Source organism: Streptomyces africanus, assembly GCF_030816955.1.
Lineage (GTDB): Bacteria > Actinomycetota > Actinomycetes > Streptomycetales > Streptomycetaceae > Streptomyces > Streptomyces africanus.
On record NZ_JAUSYP010000001.1, the window covers coordinates 8,234,611 to 8,253,218 of the forward strand.

The following is an 18,608-nucleotide window of genomic DNA, read 5'->3' on the forward strand; positions in this document are numbered from 1 at the left end:
TGCCGTATGTCCACGTGTCATGCCTTTCGGTCGAGCGGGGGGGAAAGGGCCTGGTTCAGCCGTCGAGGGGCTCGTAGTCGAACCAGTCGAAGTGGACGGTGCCTGCCGCGGCGTACATGCCGATGACCCGGCCGGTGAAGCCGCCGGCGACCTCGGTCGACAGGTAGCGGCCGTCGAGGGCCGCGAGTTCGGTGAACGTGCCGTCGGGCTGTTCGACGCCGAGGGAGACGACGTCGGGTCCGGTGCACGGGCCGTGCGGCGGCGGCGGGTCAGTGATCGTGACGGCGAGGACCACCGGCCCGGCGGGCACGGACTGTGCGGCCACGACCGTGCGCAACGAGCCGACGCGCGCGATCACTTGGACCTGCGTGCCCGACACCTCGATCTCGTAGTGGTGCCGCTCGTCGAGCCGTACGGCGAGGCCACCGCTGCCCTCCGCGGCGTCGACCAGCGTGCGCGCCCGGCACGACAGATGCTGCTGGCGCCGGCCGGTGAACACCACGTCGGGTTCGTCCAGGGAGCCACCCCGCGCGCGGAGCGTCAGCCATCCGGGGCGCTCCTTGGTGGTGCAGTGCTCGGCGGGGCGGTCCCGCAGGGAGAGCCAGTACGGCCGCAGTTCGGCGAGCTCGAAGTCGTCCCGGTGCTCCTCGACAGGGCCGGGGGAGAGCGGCCACGGGAGCTCGGGCAGGTCCAGAGCGACCTTGCCGACGACCGGCCAGTCGTCCACCCAGGTCACGGGGGCCAGGAAGGTCTCCCGGCCGAGCACGTGCCAGCCCGGGGTACCGCCGCCGGGCCGGACGCCGAGCAGCACCATCCACCAGGAACCGTCGGGGCCCTGGACCAGGTCGGCGTGCCCGGTGTTCTGGACGGGGTGGTCGGTGCCGCGATGGGTGAGGACCGGGTTGGCCGGGCACGGCTCGAACGGGCCCTGGGGCGTACGGCTGCGCGCGATCGAGACACCGTGGCCGCGCTCGGTGCCGCCCTCGGCGATGAGCAGGTACCAGTAGTCGCCGATCCGGTACAGGTGCGGCGCCTCCGGGGCCTTGGCGCCGGGACCGCCGGACCAGAGTCTGTGCGGTGTCCCGTACGTCTGCCCGCTGGAGGGGTCGAGACGGACCTGCGAGACCCCGGCGACCGTGCACCAGCAGGTGCCGTCCTCGTCCCAGACCAGGTCGGGATCGATACCGGGGACACCCGGCGCCCAGATGGGGTCCGACCACGGCCCGGCGGGGTCGGTGGCCGTGACGATCAGGTTGCCGCCGCCCTCGGTGCAGTTGGTGACGATCAGCCAGAAGCGGCCGTCGTGATGGCGCAGGGTGGGGGCGTAGATCCCGCCGGAGGACCACGCGTCCGACAGCCGCAGCTGCTCCGGCCGGTCCAGGACGTTGCCGATCTGCGTCCAGTGCACCAGGTCACGGCTGTGGAAGAGGGGCACCCCGGGGAAGTACTCGAAGCTGGAGCAGGCCAGGTAGTAGTCGTCGCCGACGCGGCAGACGCTGGGGTCGGGGTGGAAGCCGGGGATCACGGGGTTGGTGGGGTTGGCGACGCGTCCGTCCGGCTGGCTCAGAGGGGGCACCCGAGAGGTCCTCTCGTCGATTCGTGATGGGGGGCGTGGGGTGTTCAGGAAGCGCCGGCGTCCGTGGGGGTGATGCGGAGCAGGACGGCGGAGGGCGCGGTGGGCAGGGTCAGGCTCAGCTCGGCCGTGCCGGGCATCCAGGCGGAAACGGCCCGGCTGACCGAGGGGTAGAGCAGGTCGACACGGGCGGCGGTGTCCCGCAGGTGGGGCAGCTGAAGCGTCGCCGTGGCGTCGGTTCCGGGGCGGCGCCAGGCGGTGAGGTAGGTGGTGGCGGGAGTGCGCAGGGCCAGGGCGATCCAGGGGTCGTCCCAGGCGGGAAGGCCCAGAGGCCAGCACGGCACGGCGTGCGGCAGGTCGGCGCGGATGGCCTTGTACGCCGCTACCGCCTCGTGGACCAAAGCACGGACGTCCGGGGCGAGTTCGGGAATGCGGCCGGAGAGATGGATCCGTCCGAGGAGCGCGCTCGCCATGGTGAAGGCGACCTCGTCGGGGGAGTCCTCCGGCTGGGGGTAGGCCCAGACGGCGCCCTGTTCGGGGGTGACGGCGGTGGGCGCGGAGGCCGCGATGGGCGCGTAGAGGTGGAGGTTCTGCTGGTCGCTGGTGGACTGCAGCTGCATCCGGGACAACAGGGCGTGGTCCCAGCGCATGCCGCCGGAGGAGCAGTTCTCCAGCACCAAGTGCGGATAGCGGTCCAGGATGCCGTCGAGCCAGTCGAGGTGGGCGCGGTTGTGGCCGAGCAGGCCGGCGCCCGGGGTCTCGCCGGGGTGGGCGCTGGTGCCGGAGCCGGGGTCGATGTTGTGGTCGAGCTTGAGGTAGCCGACGCCCCACTCGCCGACCAGGCGGTCCACGACCTGGTCCAGGTGGGCGCGGGCGGCCGGGTGGCGCAGGTCCAGGTGGTGCCGGCCGGCTTCCGTGACGCGGGCGCCGTCGCGGCGGAAGAACGCCTCGTCGGGCAGAGACTCGGCCATGGAGCTGCGGACGCCGATCACCTCCGGCTCCAGCCAGAGACCGGGAACCATGCCGCGCTCCCGGATGCGGTCCAGCACCTCGTGGATCCCCTTCTCCCCGGGGAAGCGTGAGGCGGCCGGTTCCCAGGCGCCGACGGTGGTCCACCAGCCGCCGTTGTCGTCGTCGTACCAGCCGGCGTCGATGACGAAGTACTCCGCGCCCGCGTCGGCCGCCGCATCGATGTGGGGGAGCAGCTTCTCGGTCGTGGGGTCGCCCATCAGGCAGTTCATGTAGTCGTTGAAGATGACGGGCAGGCGCTGGTGGTCGGAGTGCGGGCGCCGCTGGGCGCGGCGGTAGCGGGTCAGCGCGGCGAACGCGGCGTCGGGGCCGCCGTCCGCGCTGAAGGACAGGGCGGCGGGTACGGTGCGGAAGGCGGCGCCGGGCTCAAGGGGGTGCCGCCAGCCGTGGTGGGTGTCGGTGGGGCCGAACAGCGCCGCGTAGGCCGCCTTGTCCTGCTCGCCGCACTCCCAGCGCCAGCCCCCGCCGTTGTGCTCGACCTGCCACACCCAGGTGCGGCCGGTACGCCGGTCCGTCACGCCGCCCATCGGCAGGTGTCCGCAACTGGACCAGGTGCCCTGCCCGTTCAGGGCGAAGCCCGCTTTGCCGTGCCCGTAGCTCACGCGTCCGCTGAGGGACGGTGTGGTCCGGCGCATCGGCTGTCGCTGCCAGCGGCATTCGGCGAGCCAGTCGTTCTCCGCCCACAGCAGGTCCGCGGCGTCGATGGCCGCCGGGTCCGGCGGGGTGAGGCAGCCCACCGTGAGCGAGCTGACCGATTCCAGGTGGAGCGTGGCCTGCCCTTCGTTGCGCAGGATCACCTCGCCGCGCAGCACGGGGATGCCGTCCGGCGACCGGTAGGTCACCTCCGCGGCCAGCCCGGTGTCCGGGTCGTGGAGGTGCACGGTCAGGATGTGCCAGTCGCCGTCGCGGGTCGCGCGGTGGCTCCTGTGGCGCAGTCGTCCGCCGAGATCCGTATGGATCAGGCGGCCGCCCGACCAGCCGCGCCCGTGACCCGCGGCCGTCACCTCCACCAGAGGCAGGGACCCCTGGGGGCCGCTGCCCGCCTCGCCGGGCAGCCCGAGATGCCGGAGGCGCGGGCTGCCGTCGTCATCGAGGACGATCTCCACGTGAAGGGCCTCGTGCCCCCAGTGGAAGGTCCCTTGTTCCTTGGACATGGTCGGCCCCTTCAGCGGCTGTCGAAGCGCTTCACTGCCACGCGCAAGGTAGCGGACGATTTTCATGCGAAACAAGGGGCCCTGCCGCAACACACAAGCTACGGCTTGGTTTACTGATGCCCACCGGGGTGAATGGGATCGTCGAAGCGCTTCGACAAAGCCGCTCGGGCCTGCGGAAGCGGGTCATCCGGCGGCCAGAGTGGTCCACTTCTGGTTGGAGCCGCCGTTGCAGTCCCACAGCTGGAGTTGCGTGCCGTCGGCCGTGGAGGAGCCCGGAACGTCGAGGCAGCGGCCGGAGGCGGGATTGCGGTAGCCGCCGTTGTACGGCTGCCACACCTGGTTGGAGCCGCCGTTGCAGCTCCAGGTCTGCACCTTGGTGCCGTTCGCGGTGCCCCAGCCGGCGGCGTCGAGGCACTTGCCCATGGAGCGCAGGGTGCCGTCGGGGTAGGCGGACCAGAACTGGTTGGCGGTGTCGCCGCAGCCCCAGATCTGGACGGCGGCCCCGTCGGCGGTGCTCGCGCCGTTGACATCCAGGCACTTGCCGGCGATGCCGGAGGACACGCGTGCGGGGGCGGGGGCCGGGTTCCTCAGCCACCCGGCGCCGTCCGCGGCCCGGACGCCGCGGTGGAAGGCGTCGGCCATCTTCTGGTACCCCGCGTCATTGGGATGCAGGGCGTCGGCCAGGTCGGCCGTGGTCAGGCCGCTCATGTCCACGTATGCGACGTGCTTGCCCGCGGACTGCGCATCCCTCACGATCTGGGGGATCGCCTGGTTGTACGCGGCACGGTACTGCTCCTCCGAGCCGCTGGTGGACACGACCAGGGAAGCCACGAGGACGGTCGCGTCGGGGGCCGCGGCGGTGACCTGGTCGACCAGCGACTTCAGCCGGGCGGTGGCGGTGGAGACCTGGTAGCTCTCGTTGAGGTCGTTGGTGCCGATCATCAGCGTCACGACGTTGGGCCGGTAGCGGGTCAGCGAGGCGTCGGCGAGGGCGGCGATCTGGTGGATCTTGTACCCGGAGTGGCCCTCGTTGTCGGGGTCGGACATCGAACCGCCCCGCCCCGTGCCGACGAAGTCCAGCGGATGGCCGTCCGCCGCAAGCTGGTTCCACAACGGAGCCCGGTAGCCGTTGCCCGTACTGCTTCCGACGCCCCACGTGATCGAGTCGCCCAACGGCATCACCCGCAAGGGTGTGTTCGAGGCGGCGGAGGCAGGGGCCGCACCAGCCGCCGTCAGCCCGAGCGCGGCGGCGACAAGCGTGAGCAGGGGAAGAAGCCAAGGCTGTCTCATGAAGGAGTCCTCTTCTGCGAGTGATTGCTCAGTCCTGGCCAGGCCCCTTGAGCGCACTCGTACAGATATCACGCAGCATCCCTGTCTGGACATCCCATGGCTGCGAGATTCAGAGATCGGAGGTACAGAGGCGAGTTCTGCCCGGTTTCGTCCCAACGTCCCTGCCGTCGGGGGGTGTTCGGCACCCTCTACCTCACCGACGCTGACCCCTTAACATCCCATGTATCAGCGCGGCTGTGGCTCACCAAGGGTCTGCGCGCACCAGATCGTCTTGCCGTCGGTGGTGTGCCGGGTGCCCCACCCCTGGGTGAGCTGGGCGACGAGCAGCAGGCCCCGGCCGCCCTCGTCGAAGGCGCGCGCCCGGCGCAGGTGCGGGGCGGTGTTGCTGGCGTCGGAGACCTCGCAGATCAGGGAGGAGTCGCGAATCAGCCGCAGCATGATCGGGGGCTCGCCGTACCTGATGGCGTTGGTGACCAGTTCGCTGACCACGAGTTCGGTGACGAACGACGCCTCCTCCAGGCCCCAGGCATCCAGCTGCTCCAGGGCGAACTTCCTGGCGCGAGGCACCTGTGCGGGATCGGGTACGACGTCCCAGTCGGCGACATGCTGGGGATCCAGCGCGCGTGTGCGAGCGACCAGCAGGGCGGCGTCGTCGGTGCGGCGTTCGGGAAGCAGGGCGTCCATCACCGTGTCGCAGAGGCCCTCCAGCGAGGTCACCGAGTGGTTCAGGACCCGCAGCAGCTCGGCGACCCCCTGGTCGACGTCGCGCTCACGGCTCTCCACCAGTCCGTCCGTGTAGAGGGCGAGCAGGCTGCCCTCGGGCAGCCCGAGTTCGGTGGCCTCGAACGGCAGCCCACCGATGCCGAGCGGTGGTCCCGGCTGCGCGCGCGCCGGGGTCCTGGTGCCGTCCGGGGAGATGATCAGCGGCAGCGGATGCCCTGCGCTCGCCATCGTGAAGCGGCGGGAGACCGGGTCGTAGACGGTGTACAGGCAGGTGGCCCCGAACTCGCCGGTCGGCTGGAAGTGGCCGGCGGGCTGGAGGTCGCTGGCGAGGTGGATGACCAGGTCGTCCAGGTGGGTCAGCAGCTCGTCCGGCGGCAGGTCCACGTCGGCGAGCGTGCGGACCGCCGTGCGCAACCGGCCCATGCTGGCCGAGGCGTGCAGCCCGTGACCGACCACATCGCCGACGACCAGGGCGACCCGCGCGCCGGAGAGCGGAATGACGTCGAACCAGTCACCACCCACTTCGGCGCCGGTTCCGGCGGGCAGGTAGCGGGAGGCCACCTCGAGCGCCTCCTGGCTGGGCAGCCGCTGCAGCAGCAGACTGCGCTGCAGCGTCAGTGCGGTCGTGCGCTCGCGCGAGTACCGGCGGGCGTTGTCGATGGCGACGGCTGCCTTGGCGGTCAGCTCTTCGGCGAGGATCAGGTCGTCGGCGGTGAAGGCCTCGGGCCGGTCGCTGCGGGAGAACGCGACCACGCCGAGCAGCGCGCCGCGGGCCCGGAGCGGCACGGTGATCCGGCCGGTCAGCCCCTCCGCGGCGATCGACTCGTCGATCAACGGGTTGCCCGGCGGCCAGTGGGCCGGGTCGGCGGCGAGCCCGGGCCCGAAGGCCCATTCGCCGCCCTCGCCCGGTTCGGTGGCGAGCTCGACCGTGGACCTGCCGGTGGCCATGCAGCGGACGGCGACGGAAGCGGGAGCGTGACTGACCGGCACCGGGGGCCCGGGAGCCCGGTCGGTGTCGTCCTTCGCGCGGTGAGTGGCGGCGCGGCTCAGCGCGATGGCTTCGCCCGAGCCGGAACCGGAGGCGGGGGAAAGAGGCGGTTCCTCTCCGCGCAGCACCTCGTCGAAGAGATCCACGGTGACGAAGTCGACGAATCCTGGCACGGAGGTCCTGGCCAGTTCCTGGGCGGTGCCGATCACGTCGAGTGTCCGGCCGATGCCGCGGCTGGCCTCGTTGAGCATGAGCAGGCGCTGCCTGGCCCAGTACTCCGCGCTCATGTCGAATCCCCAGTTGGCGACCGCGCGGACCCTGCCCTCGGCATCCCGGACGGGCCAGATGCTGGTGGCCCAGGCGTTGGCGTAGTTACTGCCGAGCGGCTGGAAGACGGTGATGAGACGTGCGGGCTTGCCCGTCCTCGCCACTTCGGAGAGCTGGTCGGTGTAGGGCTTGTCGTCCCTCTCGGGGAACAGTTCGCGGTCGAATTCGGGAAACAGCTCGCGGTACTTCTTACCGAGCACTTGCTCCTCGGAGTGCGCGATCACCCGCCCCGAGGATGCGTTGATCCACAGAAACCGCAGCTCAGGGTCGTAGACGCCCAGAGCGAAGGGGCTCTGCTCGAAGGCCAGGTCGGCGATCACCGGGCGGCGTTCCCAGCGCTGGACGGTCACCGCATGGCCCAGCGCCCGGCCGTCGGCGCCGAACAGCGGGTGAGCCGACACCAGAGCGTCCACCGTGGAGCCGTCCCGGTGGCGCAGGGGGATGAGCGCCGTGTGGTCGGGGCCGCTGCCGGAGCTCTCGGGGAAGCCGGGTGGCGGGGGAGCGGCCAGCAGGTCGGTCACGGGGCGCCCGACGGCCTCCTTCGCCGTCCAGCCCAGAAGCAGCCGCCCGCTCTCGCTCCAGCCGCTCACCACGCCGTCCGGGCCCACCACAAGCGCGGCAGCCCGGGCGTCCTGCTTGCCGGCCATGTCCACGCGCCTCGCCTCCGTCCGGACACCTGGGCCCGTCAGGACTGGTTTCCAGCCGCAGCTTCCAGATTAAGTCGGCCTCTGTTCCACGGCGCCCCGGCCGGGGTGTGCCGGACCGCCGGGGGCGTGGCTGAGCGGGGCCGGCGCCTGCCCCGCTCGGACAACTCGCAGCCGGATCTGTGGTGCTCCCGGGCGGTCGGTGCCGTCACCAGTTCATCGGCAGTCCGGCGATGAACGAGGTGAGCCGGTCGGAGACGACCCGGTCGTCGCGGGCCGAGTAGTGCCAGTGGCAGCCGAGGAAGTCCAGATCCGAACTGTCGAGGAACCAGTAGCGGACCCCGCCGTCGCCGGCGTCGTTGCGCGCCTTGACCACCTGCTGGACCTGCCCGGCGAACTGGCCGGTGCCGACGGCCACGATGGTCGTGCCGGTCCCGTAGCGCGTCCGCAGTTTCTTGAGGAAGTCGCCGTAGGCGCCGCGGTAGGCGGCAGCGAGGCTTTCGGGCGTCCACGGCTCACCGGGGTTGACGGCGGTCGAGAAGTCGTTGGTGCCGAGGTTGACCACCACGAGCTGAGGGCGCCACGTGCCCGGGTTCTGCCAGACGTCGCCGGACACGTTCAGCAGGGCACGGTCGTAGAAGGTCCGGTACGTGACGTCCGGCGAGCCTCCGTTGTAGTTGCGCACCATGCCGAGGCCCGAATAGCCGTTGATCTGGTAGTCGGCGTTCAGTCGCCGGGCGGTGAGGGCGCCGTAGCTCAGGTCGGTGTCGGTGGTCCGTTTGACCTGGTCAGAGGTGCAGTCGCGGGACGTCGAGAGGTTGCCGTAGCCCACCGTGAGGGAGTCACCGATGAACTCGATCTGGCGGTTGCGGGCCGCCGGTCTGCTCAGGACCGCACCGCCCGGCGCGGCCCTGAAGCCCCCGAAGGTACTGGTGCTCCCCGGGCTGTCGTTGCGCTTGACGAGCCGGACGGTGTGCTCACGGTTCTGCAGCCCGTTGATCCAGTGCGTGGTGTTGCCGGGCGTGACGAGTGTGGCGACGGTGGTCCCGTCGACCTGGACGTCGTAGTCGGCGGCCGAGTCGCCGAGTACGATGCCCACGCCGGTGCCCCTGACGCGGCCCTCGAAGTACACGCCGGGCCAGCTGTACTGCACGGTGTTTCCGGCGTCCTTGACCCGCCCGGCGGTGTGCACCTGTTCCAGCACGTTCCCCGCGTTCGTGTCCACCATGGCCGCCTGCGCCGTCCTGGCGGTACCGGTACCGGTCAGGAGCGCCGCCGTCATGGCGGTCACCGCGGCGAGCACTCCCGTACGCCTCCTGCCTGCCTGCCTCGACACCTTGAATGTCAGATACATGCCATCTCCTGCTCCACGGGTTACAGCGCGGTGAAGGTCCACAGCAGGTTGGTGCTGTTGCCATAGGTCCACTGCTTGGTGATGGAGCCCGAGGCGACGTTGCCGCCGCCGTCGAGGACCAGGCCGGTAGTGCGGTTGGCGATCGAATAGCGGTCGCCGCCCCGGTGGGTGATGGTCCACTGCTGGTTGGTGCCGCCGTTCCAGGGGGCCTGCCGGGCGGCGGAGCCGTCGGCGGTGGCGCCCCAGCCGTCGGCGACCATGCCGTTCGTGCGGTTGACCAGCCGGTAGTAGCCGCCTCCGACAGCCTCCGCATGCCACTGCAGGTTCGGACTGCCGTCCCAGGTCCACTGCTTGAGGTCGGAGCCGGAGGCGACGTCGCCCCCGCTGTCCAGGGCGAGGCCGTTGGTGGCGTTGGTGATCCGGAAGTACGCCGCCGGGTTGAACTGGACCCTCAGTGAGGTGATCTGGTCGTTGTTGCCGGTGACCCTGAGGTCGGGGTTGTCGGCGGCGAAGGTCCAGGAGGTACCGGTGAAGTTGTCTCCGGAGTAGCCGATCACCCGGTACCCGGGGGCCGGCCGGAGGGAGGAGAGGGTGCGCGGGCCCGGTCCGGCCGCGGACAGGTCGGCCGCGGTGTAGTCGCCGACGGTGAGGACGGCGGAGCCGCCGGTGTAGTCGACGTCCGTGAAGGCGACGGCGCCGGCGAGCGGCCGCAGGCCGGGGATCCTGCCGGAGAATTCGAGCCTCAGGACGTAGGCGCCCGCGCTGTACGGCGCCGACGACGGCAGGGTGACCCTGAGGCCCGAGGCGCTCTGGGCCGGCGCGGGGAGGTCGATGTAGGTCCCGGCGGTGGTGCCGAGGAGCTTCACCGAGGTCAGCGAGGAGAGGTTGATCCGGTCCGAGCCGAGAGTCTTGATGGTCAGCGAGCTGCCGGGCCAGCCCAGGACGGTGGCGTACAGGACGTTGTTCGCCTTGTTGCGGGTGAAGCGGATGTCCTGTGCGGTACCGGCGTGCGGGGTGGTGAACGAGCCGCCGCCCATCTTCGTCGGGCCCTCGCCGTACGCCGTCCAGGCGCGGGTCGCGTACACCGACTCGCCGAAGCGCTTCAGGTGGTCCCCGATACCGAGCAGGATGTCCTTCTGCGCCTGGGGGATGGTGCCGTCGGCCATCGGCGCGATGTTCAGCAGCACGTTGCCGTTCTTGCTGACCCGGTCGATGAACGAGTGCAGCATCTGCTGGGTGGTGTAGTAGCCGATGCCCTGCGTGTAGCACCAGCTGCTGCTGGAGATGCTGTCGTCGGTCAGCCAGTAGGGGGTGGTGAGATCGGCCGGGCCGCCGCGTTCGTAGTCGAAGACCTCGCCCTTGCCGTTCATGCCGTCCTTGTAGGTGGCGACGACTTCACGGCCCCAGCTGTTGGCCTGGTTGTAGTAGTACGCCAGGAAGTTCAGGCGCTGTTTCTCGTCGACGGCGTCCAGATTGAAGTCCTGCCACAGGATGTCGGGCCGGGCGCGGTCGACGACCTCCTTGAGCTTGTCGAACCAGAGCTGGTTCTGGGCGGCCGGCCCCAACTGCCCGTAGAGCTTCTTGAGGCTGGGGTCCGTCTGGGCGGGGGCGTACTCGTAGAAGCCGGTGAAGTTGTAAGCGTGGTGCATGGCCACCAGCAGCTTCAGGCCCTTGGCGCGGATGGCCGTGGAGAACAGCCGCAGCAGATCGAGACCAGGGCCCTTCTTCACCGAGTTCCACTCGTTGACCTGGCTGTCCCACATGGAGAAGCCGTCGTGGTGCTCGGCGACCGGGCCGGCGAACCTGGCACCGGCGTCGACGAACAGCTGCACCCACTCGTCGGGGTCGAACTTCCCGCCGGCCGACTTCAGCTTCGGCGCGAACTTCACGGCGTTGCCCGCCAGGTCCTTCGCTCCGTTGATGAAGTTGTGGTAGGGCCACGCCGACGGCTGGCCGTAGGTCGCGATGTGGTGCTTGTTGGGCGAGCTCCCGGCCTGGTACATGCTGCGCGGGTACCACTCGTTGTCGAAGGCGGGGACGCTGAAGGCGCCCCAGTGGAAGTAGATCCCGAACTTCGCGTCCTGGAACCACTCCGGGGCCGGCGGATGCTGGTCGACCGAGTCCCAGTCGGGCGTGTACGTGCCGGGCGCCGCCTCGGCGACTGACGCACCGAACACATCTCCGGCAACGGTCGCCGCGGCCACGCAGGTTGCACCGGCCACGAACTGGCGTCTGTTGATCGAGCTCGACATGGACACATCCCTGATGCGGAAGGGGCAGGGGGGAATGCAGGACCACGCATGAAGGTCGGTCATGTCGCCATGGGATGTCAACCAGCGTGCAGGGATGAAAGTGGCCGTTTCTTCAGGTTAGTTGACCGGTTTGCCCTGAACCGGCGTGCATTTCGATCACCAGACATGGCATGTCTTGCAGTGCTTCATGTCCGGGTGATCGCCGTCCCGCATCCGCGTCCCAGTATCATCGACGTCACGCTGATCAGGTCGGACGTGCTCACGGGCACGGTGGGGGGGAGGGACGAGCGGTGTCTCTGACGGACAAGGCCATCGAGCAGATCCGTGAGCTGATCCGGACCGGTGCCCTGCCCCCGGGCTCCAAGCTCCCTCCGGAGCCGGACCTCGCCGCCCAGCTGGGCCTGTCCCGCAACCTCGCCCGCGAAGCGGTCAAGGCGCTGGCCGTCGCGCGGGTCCTGGAGGTCCGGCGGGGCGACGGCACGTACGTGACCAGCCTGCAGCCGAGCCTGCTGCTGGAGGGTCTCGGCGGCGCGGTGGAACTGCTGCAGGGCGACTCGGTCGCCCTGCAGGACCTCATGGAGGTACGGCGGCTCCTGGAACCCGTCGCCACGGCCCTTGCCGCGACCCGGATCTCCGACGCCCAACTGGCCGAGGTGAAGGGGCACCTGGAGGCCATGCGCGAGGCCCGCGACGACGTCGAACAGCTCAACGCCCACGACGCCGCCTTCCACCGCGCGGTCGTCTCGGCCACGGGCAACGAGAGCCTCCTCACCCTCCTGGAAGGGATCTCCGGCCGCACCCTGCGCGCCCGCATCTGGCGCGGTCTGGTCGACGACAAGGCGGCGGGCCGCACCCTCGCCGAGCACGAGGCGATCTTCAAGGCGCTGTCCACTCGTGACGCCGCCCTCAGCCAGGCCGCCGCGCTGCTCCACGTCAGCAACACCGAGCAGTGGCTGAGGGAACACCTGCACTCCAGCGAACCGCTCCCCGTCGGAACGACCGAGCGGAACTGAGGGGCGGGCGGCGGTAGCCTCAGCGCACCAGGCGCACGTCGCGCAGCCGGATCGTGGTCGCGGAGCCCACCGCTTCGAACCGGATCCCGGCGGTCCCGGCACGACGGTGTGCGTCCAGCCGGCCGTCGACCAGCACACGCGTCGATCCGGCGCTCCCGTCGCGGAGGTGGGTCACCTGCAGGGCCGGTGGCGGTGCCGTCCGGGCCCGTCAGGCGGTAGGACCACCAGCCCGTCGCGGCCCGCCACGTCAGCCCGTCGGTGAGTCCCGACCACGTGTCCTGCCCCTCGAACCGGTGGTCGCTTTCCGGCTGTTGCTCGCCGGCGGCAACGGCGCCGACGGTGCGGTCGCGCAGCGCGAGTACCGCCTCGTCGGCCGCGCGCAGCTCCGCCCGCCGCTCCTGGAGCCGCTCCGGTTCCGCCAGGGGGAAGTAGAGGTGATACGGGGTTTCGTGGAGGCCGGCGAACGGGACGAGGGTCCCCGTACACCACGGCCCCGTATTCGCCGTTGCCGGTGAGGAAGCCGTCGGTCCACGCATCGGCGGGAGCGGTGTCATGGATCCCGCGGTCGGGGAGCGCGACCAGGGCCGGCGCGGGCGAGGTCGTGTCGCCCGCGCAAGGACGTACGGAGTGCATGGCTTTCCCGTCTTTCGTGGGGAGGGGCGTCAGGGTTCGGCGAAGACGCAAGGATGCCAGGACGCGGCGGCCCTGCCCCTTCACCGTGCTGCACACCCGAGCGGAAAGCGTCGTGCACGCGGCGACTGATCGGTTCGGAGCGCAAAAACATAGGATGTATTAGGGGGTAAGCGCGGGGGACCTGTCCACGGGTGGGACAGGAATCCTTCATGCGCGCAGGAGTTGAGGCGTGGGTTCGGTCGCGAGATCGCATGTCATGGGATGTATTACCCCGGGTAGCCATTGACGAGGGCATGCCGCATGCCTACTGTCCTGCAGCAGCCCCGGCAAAGGAGAGACAGATGAAGGGCATGCTCAGGGCATGCGGGAGACGTACGGGAGTGCTCGCCGCCGTGACTGCCTTGATGGCCGCGCTCCTGACCGGACTCGGTGCCGCTGGGACGGCGCAGGCGGCCACGGTGGATACGAACGCGTGGTACGTGCTGGTCAACCGAGGCAGCGGCAAGGCGCTCGACGTGTCGGGAGGGAGCACCGCCGACGGGGCGGCCCTGTCGCAGTGGACCCGTCACGACGGCGCCAACCAGCGCTTCCAGTTCGTCGACTCGGGCGGCGGCTACTACCGGGTGAAGGCGCAGCACTCGGGCAAGGTGCTGGACGTCTACAACTTCTCCGGCGCCGATCACGCTGACATCGTGCAGTGGGGCGATGCGGGCGGCGTCAACCAGCAGTTCCGGCTGGCCGATTCCGCGGACGGTTACGTCCGGCTGATCAACCGCAATAGCGGCAAGGCCGTCGAGGTCCAGAACGCCTCGACCGACGACGGTGCCAAGGTCGTGCAGTTCACCGACTGGGGCGGGGCCAACCAGCAATGGCAGCTGGTCCGCGTCGACAGCGGCGGCGGTGCGCTGCCCTCGACGTTCCGGTGGTCCTCCAGCGGCGTCCTGGCCGGTCCGAAGCCGGACGCCCGGCACCCCGATGTGGCGGCGATCAAGGACTTCTCCGTCGTGCGGTACAACAACCAGTGGCTGGTCTTCGCGACCACCGCCAGCCCCACCTCCTACTGGGGTCTGGCGCAGTTCAGCTTCTCCGACTGGTCCCAGGCAGCGTCTGCACCGCACACCTACCTCGACGAGACCACGCCCATAGGCGGCAACTACCGGGCCGCGCCCCAGGTGTTCTACAACGCGCCGCAGAACCTGTGGTACATGGTCTATCAGACCGGTCCGCCCACCTACTCCACCAGCACCAACCCCGCCGACCCGCACTCCTGGTCCGCGCCGCGCCTCCTCATGTCCGAGGAGCCGCAGATCGTCAAGGACAACAAGGGCGACGGCACGTGGATCGACTTCTGGGTCATCTGCGACACCACCAACTGCCACCTGTTCTTCAGTGACGACAACGGCCACATCTACCGCGCCCAGACCAGCCTGGCGAACTTCCCGAACGGATTCGGAAACACGCAGTTGGTGATGTCGGACACCAAGAACAACCTGTTCGAGGCGACCAATGTGTACAAGGTCGCCGGCAGCAACCAGTACCTGCTGCTCCAGGAGGCCATCAACAACACCACATGGCGACGCTACTTCAAGGCCTTCACCGCCACCAGCCTCACCGGTAACTGGACGCCCCTGGCCGCCACGGAGAACCAGCCCTTCGCCGGCCGTGACAACGTCACCTTCCCCGGCGGCGTCTGGACGGAGGACATCAGCCACGGCGAGATGGTCCGCGCCGGCAACGACCAGACCCTGACCATCAATCCCTGCCGACTGCAGTACGTCTACCAGGGCATAGATCCCAAAGCCGACGGCGACTACCTCACCAAGCCCTGGCGGATGGGCCTGCTCACGCAGACCAACTCCCCCTGCTGACCGCCCGCATCCCCGCACCCCGCCGGGCCACTCACCCGGCGGGGTGCGGGGATGCTTGTTCAGCGCGGTCGCGGCCGCCCTGGACGACCCGGACCCCTGGCACGGTTTCGTCGGTTACATCGAGGCCGCCTGTGCGATGCAGGCCGCCGACCACGGCTTCGCCGACGTCCTGACCATGACCTTCCCCACCGCCAAGGCCCTGGAGCAGCGCCGCGACGAGGCGTGCGAGGCCATGCTGCGCCTCATCGACCGCGCCAAGGCCATCGGTCGGCGGCGCGAGGACTTCGACCCCTCGGACCTGGTCCTGGTCCACATGGCCAACGCGGCCGCCCCGGATGCCTGGCGACGCGTCGTCGCCCTGCTCATCCAGTCCTTTCGAGGCCCCGGCGCGCGGCCCCCTGCCCGCCTCACCCGGGCACGAACCCCTTTACAAGGCCATGCTGCCCGCGCCGGCCTCTGGCATCCCGGGCAGCACCACCCGGGTGGCGGCGATGGCCCCGTAGAGCTGGAAGTTCATATCGAACCCCACATCGGACGGTGCGGTGGTGGCCGGAGCGGTCAGCGTGGTGGTGCCGAACGTCCCGACCGGGGAGTACTCCAGGACGTCGATGCCGTCGAACCGGACGGCGGCGTCCTTGAGGGCCTGGATGAGCGCGTCGCGGTCGAGGACGTCCGCGGGGAACGCGGCGGCGGTGATGCCCCCTCTCAGGGGCGGGGCGCGGCCTGCTCCCCCGAGCCCCGGACGATCAGCCGGGTGGGAACGGTGATGGTGCGAGCCCGGGAGCGGTCGCCGTCGAGGCGGGCCAGGGCGGTGGCCGCGGCGCTGCGGCCGAGTTCTTCGGGGTCCTGCGCGACGACGGTCAGGGCCGGTTCGAGTGCCTCGGCGAGGGAGACGTCGTCGAAGGCGACGACTGCCACGTCCTTGCGCTTGCCGCGGGCGAGTTGGGCGACGATGCCGAGCGCCATGATGTTGTTCCCGGCGAACAGGGCGGTGGGGGGATCGGCCAGTTCGAGGAGCCGGGCGGTCGCGGCCTCGGCGCCCGGCTGGTCGTGGGCGTTGGCGACGAGCGAGCGGTCGTAGGGGAGGCCGGCTTCCTGCAGGGCCGCGCGGTATCCGGCGAGGCGCTCGCGGCGGGTGTACAGCCTGACGGGCAGGTCGCCGACGAATCCGATGCGGCGGTGCCCGTGGGCGATGAGGTGGGCGACGCCTTCCTGGGCCCCGGCACGGTTGGAGCTGACGATGCTGTCCGTGGGCAGGCCGGCTCCCGGGCGGTCGAGGAAGACGACGGGCAGCCCCGCCGAGCGGTGGGCCTTGAGGTGGGAGTGGTCGGCGCCGACGGACGGCACCACGATGAGCATGCTCACGCGACGGGCGAGGAACTTGTCCGTCAGGGCGCGTTCGCGGTCGGGGTCGTCCGCGGACGAGCCCATGAGCAGGGTCAGTCCGCGTTCGCGGACCGTGTCCTCGATGGCGCGGGCCACGGCCCCGAAGAAGGGGTTGCCCAGGTCGGGGATGACCAGTCCGATGGTGGTGTCCGGACCGCCGACGCGCATGTTGCGTGCCATCAGGTTCGGCTGGAAGCCCAGCTTGGCCACCGCGGCGAGTACCTGTTCCCGCGTCTGCGCCGAGACGGGACCGTCCTCGTTGAGGACGCGCGAGACTGTCTTGGCGCTGACGCCGACTTCTTGTGCGACATCGGCAAGGGTGGGGCGGCGGCTCGCTGCCATGGAGGAAACCGTCTCCTGTGTGTTCTCGGGTTCCGGCCGCGGCCTCGGCCGGAACATGCGAGAGCGGGGTTGAGCTGTCAAGTGGCCTGGACTCCGGCGGCCTTCGCCGCAGCGGAATCCGCTACGACAGTATCTCCGGCCTCGTCGACGCTGAGCGCGCCGGTCATGATGGCGACGACCTCCGCCATGGAGTAGTCGGAGGGCTTGATCACGGCGGCGCGCCGGCCCAGCCGGTGGACGTGGATCCGGTCGGCGATCTCGAAGACGTGGGGCATGTTGTGGCTGATCAGGACGACCGGCATGCCCTTGTCGCGGACACGGCGGATGAGGTCGAGGACCTGTCCGGACTCCTTGACGCCGAGGGCGGCGGTGGGTTCGTCCATGACGACGACACTGCGGGCCCAGGCCACGGCCCGGGCCACCGCGACGGCCTGCCGCTGTCCGCCGGAGAGGGTCTCGACCGACTGGGTCAGCGAGCGCAGCCCGATCTTCAGGTCGGCCATGTGCTCGGCGGCCTCCTTGCGCATGCGCTTCTTGTCGAGCATGCGGAAGGCGCTGCCGAGGATGCCGGGGCGGCGCAGTTCGCGGCCGAGGAACATGTTGGAGGCGATGTCCATCGAGGCGGCCACGGCCAGGTCCTGATAGACCGTCTCGATGCCGTGGGCGCGCGCGCTCTGCGGGCCGGAGAAGGTGATGGGCTCGCCGTTCAGGCGTATCTCGCCCGCGTCGGGGACCACCGCGCCGGTGAGGGCCTTGATGAGGCTGGTCTTGCCGGCGCCGTTGTCGCCGATGACGGCGAGCACCTCGCCGGGCAGCAGGTCGAAGTCGGCGCCGTCGATGGCGGTGACGTGGCCGTAGCGCTTGACCAGGCCGCGGGCCTGCAGGACGGGGGTCGCAGTGGTGGTGGTCATCGGGCCTTCTTCCGGGAGATCTGGTCCACGGTCACCGCGAGGATCACCAGGACTCCGGTGATGAGGGTCTGGTAGATGGAGGCGACGCCCATCAGCTGAAGGCCGTTTCGGAAGACGCCGACGATGAGGACGCCGATGAACGTGCCCAGGACGGAGCCGCGTCCGCCGAAGAGGCTGGTGCCGCCGAGCACCACGGCGGTGATGCTGTCGAGGTTGTCGGTCTGCCCCGCCTGGGGGTCACCGACTCCGGTGCGGGAGATGAGCAGCAGGGCGGCGACGCCGTACATCAGACCGGCCACGGTGTAGACGCCGATGGTCAGCCGGGAGGTGCGGATGCCGTTCAGCCGCGCGGCTTCCGGGCTGTTGCCCAGGGCGTAGACGTGCCGGCCCCAGCTGGTGCTGCTCAGCGCGTACGCGAAGAGCAGGAACAGGCCGATGGTGACCAGCGAGCCGTAGGTGATGTCGGTCTTGCCGAGCGGGAAGGTCTGCCCGAGCGCCGTCAGCGGGCCGGGCAGGTTGGTGACGGTCTGCTCCTCGGAGTAGATGTGGGTCAGCGCGAACGCCACGTTGAGCATGCCGAGGGTGACGATGAAGGGCGGGAGCGGAATCCGCTGCACCAGCGCGCCGTTGAGCAGGCCGAAGCCGGCGCAGACGACCAGGCCCAACGCGATCGCGGCGAGCGGCGGCAGGGAGCCCTCCGCTGCCATCTTGGCGATCACGATGCTGCCGAACGCCATCACCGCTCCGCAGGACAGGTCGATGCCCGCGGTGAGGATGATCAGCGTCTGGCCGATGGCGAGGGTGCCGACGACCATGACCTGCTGCACGATCAGCGAGAAGTTCCCGCCGGTGAGGAACTGGTCGGTCGAGACGGAGAAGAAGACACAGGCCAGGAGGAGGGCGGCCAGCGGGCCGGTGGTCGGCTGCGTGAGCAGTCTGCGGACCGTGGTCGGTGCTTTGAGCTCGGCGTACGGGGTGGACGTGGAGGGTGGCGTGGACGTGGCAGTCATGCGAGGTCCTTGTCGGAAGACAGAAGTCCTTGCCGGTCCTTGTCGGACGGGAAGTTGTCCTTCTCGGACGGCAAGAGGACGAGGGGGCGGCCGTCCCCGGTCGGGGAGGAG

Annotated in this window: 12 protein-coding genes and 2 pseudogenes; 3 read left to right on the plus strand and 11 right to left on the minus strand. The window is 70.2% G+C overall.

Going from position 1 to position 18,608, the window contains the following annotated elements; all coding sequences use genetic code 11:
- Nucleotides 1-55 precede the first annotated feature (55 nt).
- The 6 genes from QF034_RS37515 to QF034_RS37540 all read right to left on the minus strand — a co-directional run bounded on the left by QF034_RS37515 (nucleotide 56) and on the right by QF034_RS37540 (nucleotide 11,334).
- Nucleotides 56-1,576, minus strand: a complete 1,521-nt coding sequence (locus QF034_RS37515; RefSeq protein ID WP_307179105.1) for a glycoside hydrolase family 43 protein — start codon at nucleotides 1,574-1,576, stop codon at nucleotides 56-58.
- Between the two features lie 44 nt (nucleotides 1,577-1,620).
- Nucleotides 1,621-3,756: an alpha-galactosidase gene (locus QF034_RS37520; RefSeq protein ID WP_307179106.1), complete on the minus strand. Its 2,136-nt coding sequence runs from the start codon at nucleotides 3,754-3,756 to the stop codon at nucleotides 1,621-1,623.
- A gap of 183 nt (nucleotides 3,757-3,939) precedes the next feature.
- Nucleotides 3,940-5,046, minus strand: a complete 1,107-nt coding sequence (locus QF034_RS37525) for an SGNH/GDSL hydrolase family protein (RefSeq protein ID WP_307179107.1) — start codon at nucleotides 5,044-5,046, stop codon at nucleotides 3,940-3,942.
- A gap of 225 nt (nucleotides 5,047-5,271) precedes the next feature.
- A complete protein-coding gene (locus QF034_RS37530; RefSeq protein WP_307179108.1) occupies nucleotides 5,272-7,731 on the minus strand; it encodes a SpoIIE family protein phosphatase in 2,460 nt (819 codons plus the stop codon).
- Between the two features lie 205 nt (nucleotides 7,732-7,936).
- Nucleotides 7,937-9,082 carry an SGNH/GDSL hydrolase family protein gene (locus tag QF034_RS37535; protein WP_307179109.1) on the minus strand — a complete coding sequence of 382 codons (1,146 nt, stop codon included), beginning with the start codon at nucleotides 9,080-9,082 and terminating at the stop codon, nucleotides 7,937-7,939.
- 20 nt (nucleotides 9,083-9,102) lie between these two features.
- Complete coding sequence (locus QF034_RS37540; protein WP_307179110.1) at nucleotides 9,103-11,334, minus strand: alpha-L-fucosidase; 2,232 nt, start codon at nucleotides 11,332-11,334, stop codon at nucleotides 9,103-9,105.
- A 290-nt stretch (nucleotides 11,335-11,624) separates the two neighbouring features.
- Here QF034_RS37540 and QF034_RS37545 point away from each other — a divergent pair, with 290 nt between their 5' ends.
- Nucleotides 11,625-12,347, plus strand: coding sequence for a FadR/GntR family transcriptional regulator (locus tag QF034_RS37545; protein ID WP_307179111.1), 723 nt, complete (start codon nucleotides 11,625-11,627; stop codon nucleotides 12,345-12,347).
- Nucleotides 12,348-12,366: 19 nt separating this feature from the next.
- On the opposite strand, the gene QF034_RS37550 is transcribed toward QF034_RS37545, so the two are convergent.
- Together QF034_RS37550 and QF034_RS41655 are read right to left on the minus strand one after the other, a co-directional pair.
- A complete protein-coding gene (locus QF034_RS37550; RefSeq protein ID WP_307179112.1) occupies nucleotides 12,367-12,522 on the minus strand; it encodes a hypothetical protein in 156 nt (51 codons plus the stop codon).
- Between the two features lie 25 nt (nucleotides 12,523-12,547).
- Nucleotides 12,548-12,901: pseudogene (locus QF034_RS41655) on the minus strand (DUF6805 domain-containing protein); the annotation flags it as partial.
- Nucleotides 12,902-13,330: 429 nt separating this feature from the next.
- Between QF034_RS41655 and QF034_RS37555 the strand changes: the two are divergent.
- Nucleotides 13,331-14,848, plus strand: a complete 1,518-nt coding sequence (locus tag QF034_RS37555; protein ID WP_370880986.1) for a non-reducing end alpha-L-arabinofuranosidase family hydrolase — start codon at nucleotides 13,331-13,333, stop codon at nucleotides 14,846-14,848.
- Between the two features lie 136 nt (nucleotides 14,849-14,984).
- Nucleotides 14,985-15,122 (plus strand): annotated as a pseudogene (locus tag QF034_RS41660) (TetR/AcrR family transcriptional regulator); the annotation flags it as partial.
- A 431-nt stretch (nucleotides 15,123-15,553) separates the two neighbouring features.
- Here the strand turns inward: QF034_RS41660 and QF034_RS37565 are convergent.
- The 3 genes from QF034_RS37565 to QF034_RS37575 form a co-directional block, all read right to left on the minus strand.
- Nucleotides 15,554-16,576 carry a LacI family DNA-binding transcriptional regulator gene (locus tag QF034_RS37565; protein ID WP_307179115.1) on the minus strand — a complete coding sequence of 341 codons (1,023 nt, stop codon included), beginning with the start codon at nucleotides 16,574-16,576 and terminating at the stop codon, nucleotides 15,554-15,556.
- A 77-nt stretch (nucleotides 16,577-16,653) separates the two neighbouring features.
- Nucleotides 16,654-17,487, minus strand: coding sequence for an ATP-binding cassette domain-containing protein (locus QF034_RS37570; protein ID WP_086560898.1), 834 nt, complete (start codon nucleotides 17,485-17,487; stop codon nucleotides 16,654-16,656).
- The gene (locus QF034_RS37575) at nucleotides 17,484-18,497 is read right to left on the minus strand and encodes an ABC transporter permease (protein WP_307179116.1); all 1,014 of its coding nucleotides are present in this window, start codon (nucleotides 18,495-18,497) and stop codon (nucleotides 17,484-17,486) included. The genes QF034_RS37570 and QF034_RS37575 overlap by 4 nt, the downstream gene beginning before the upstream one ends.
- Nucleotides 18,498-18,608 lie beyond the last annotated feature (111 nt).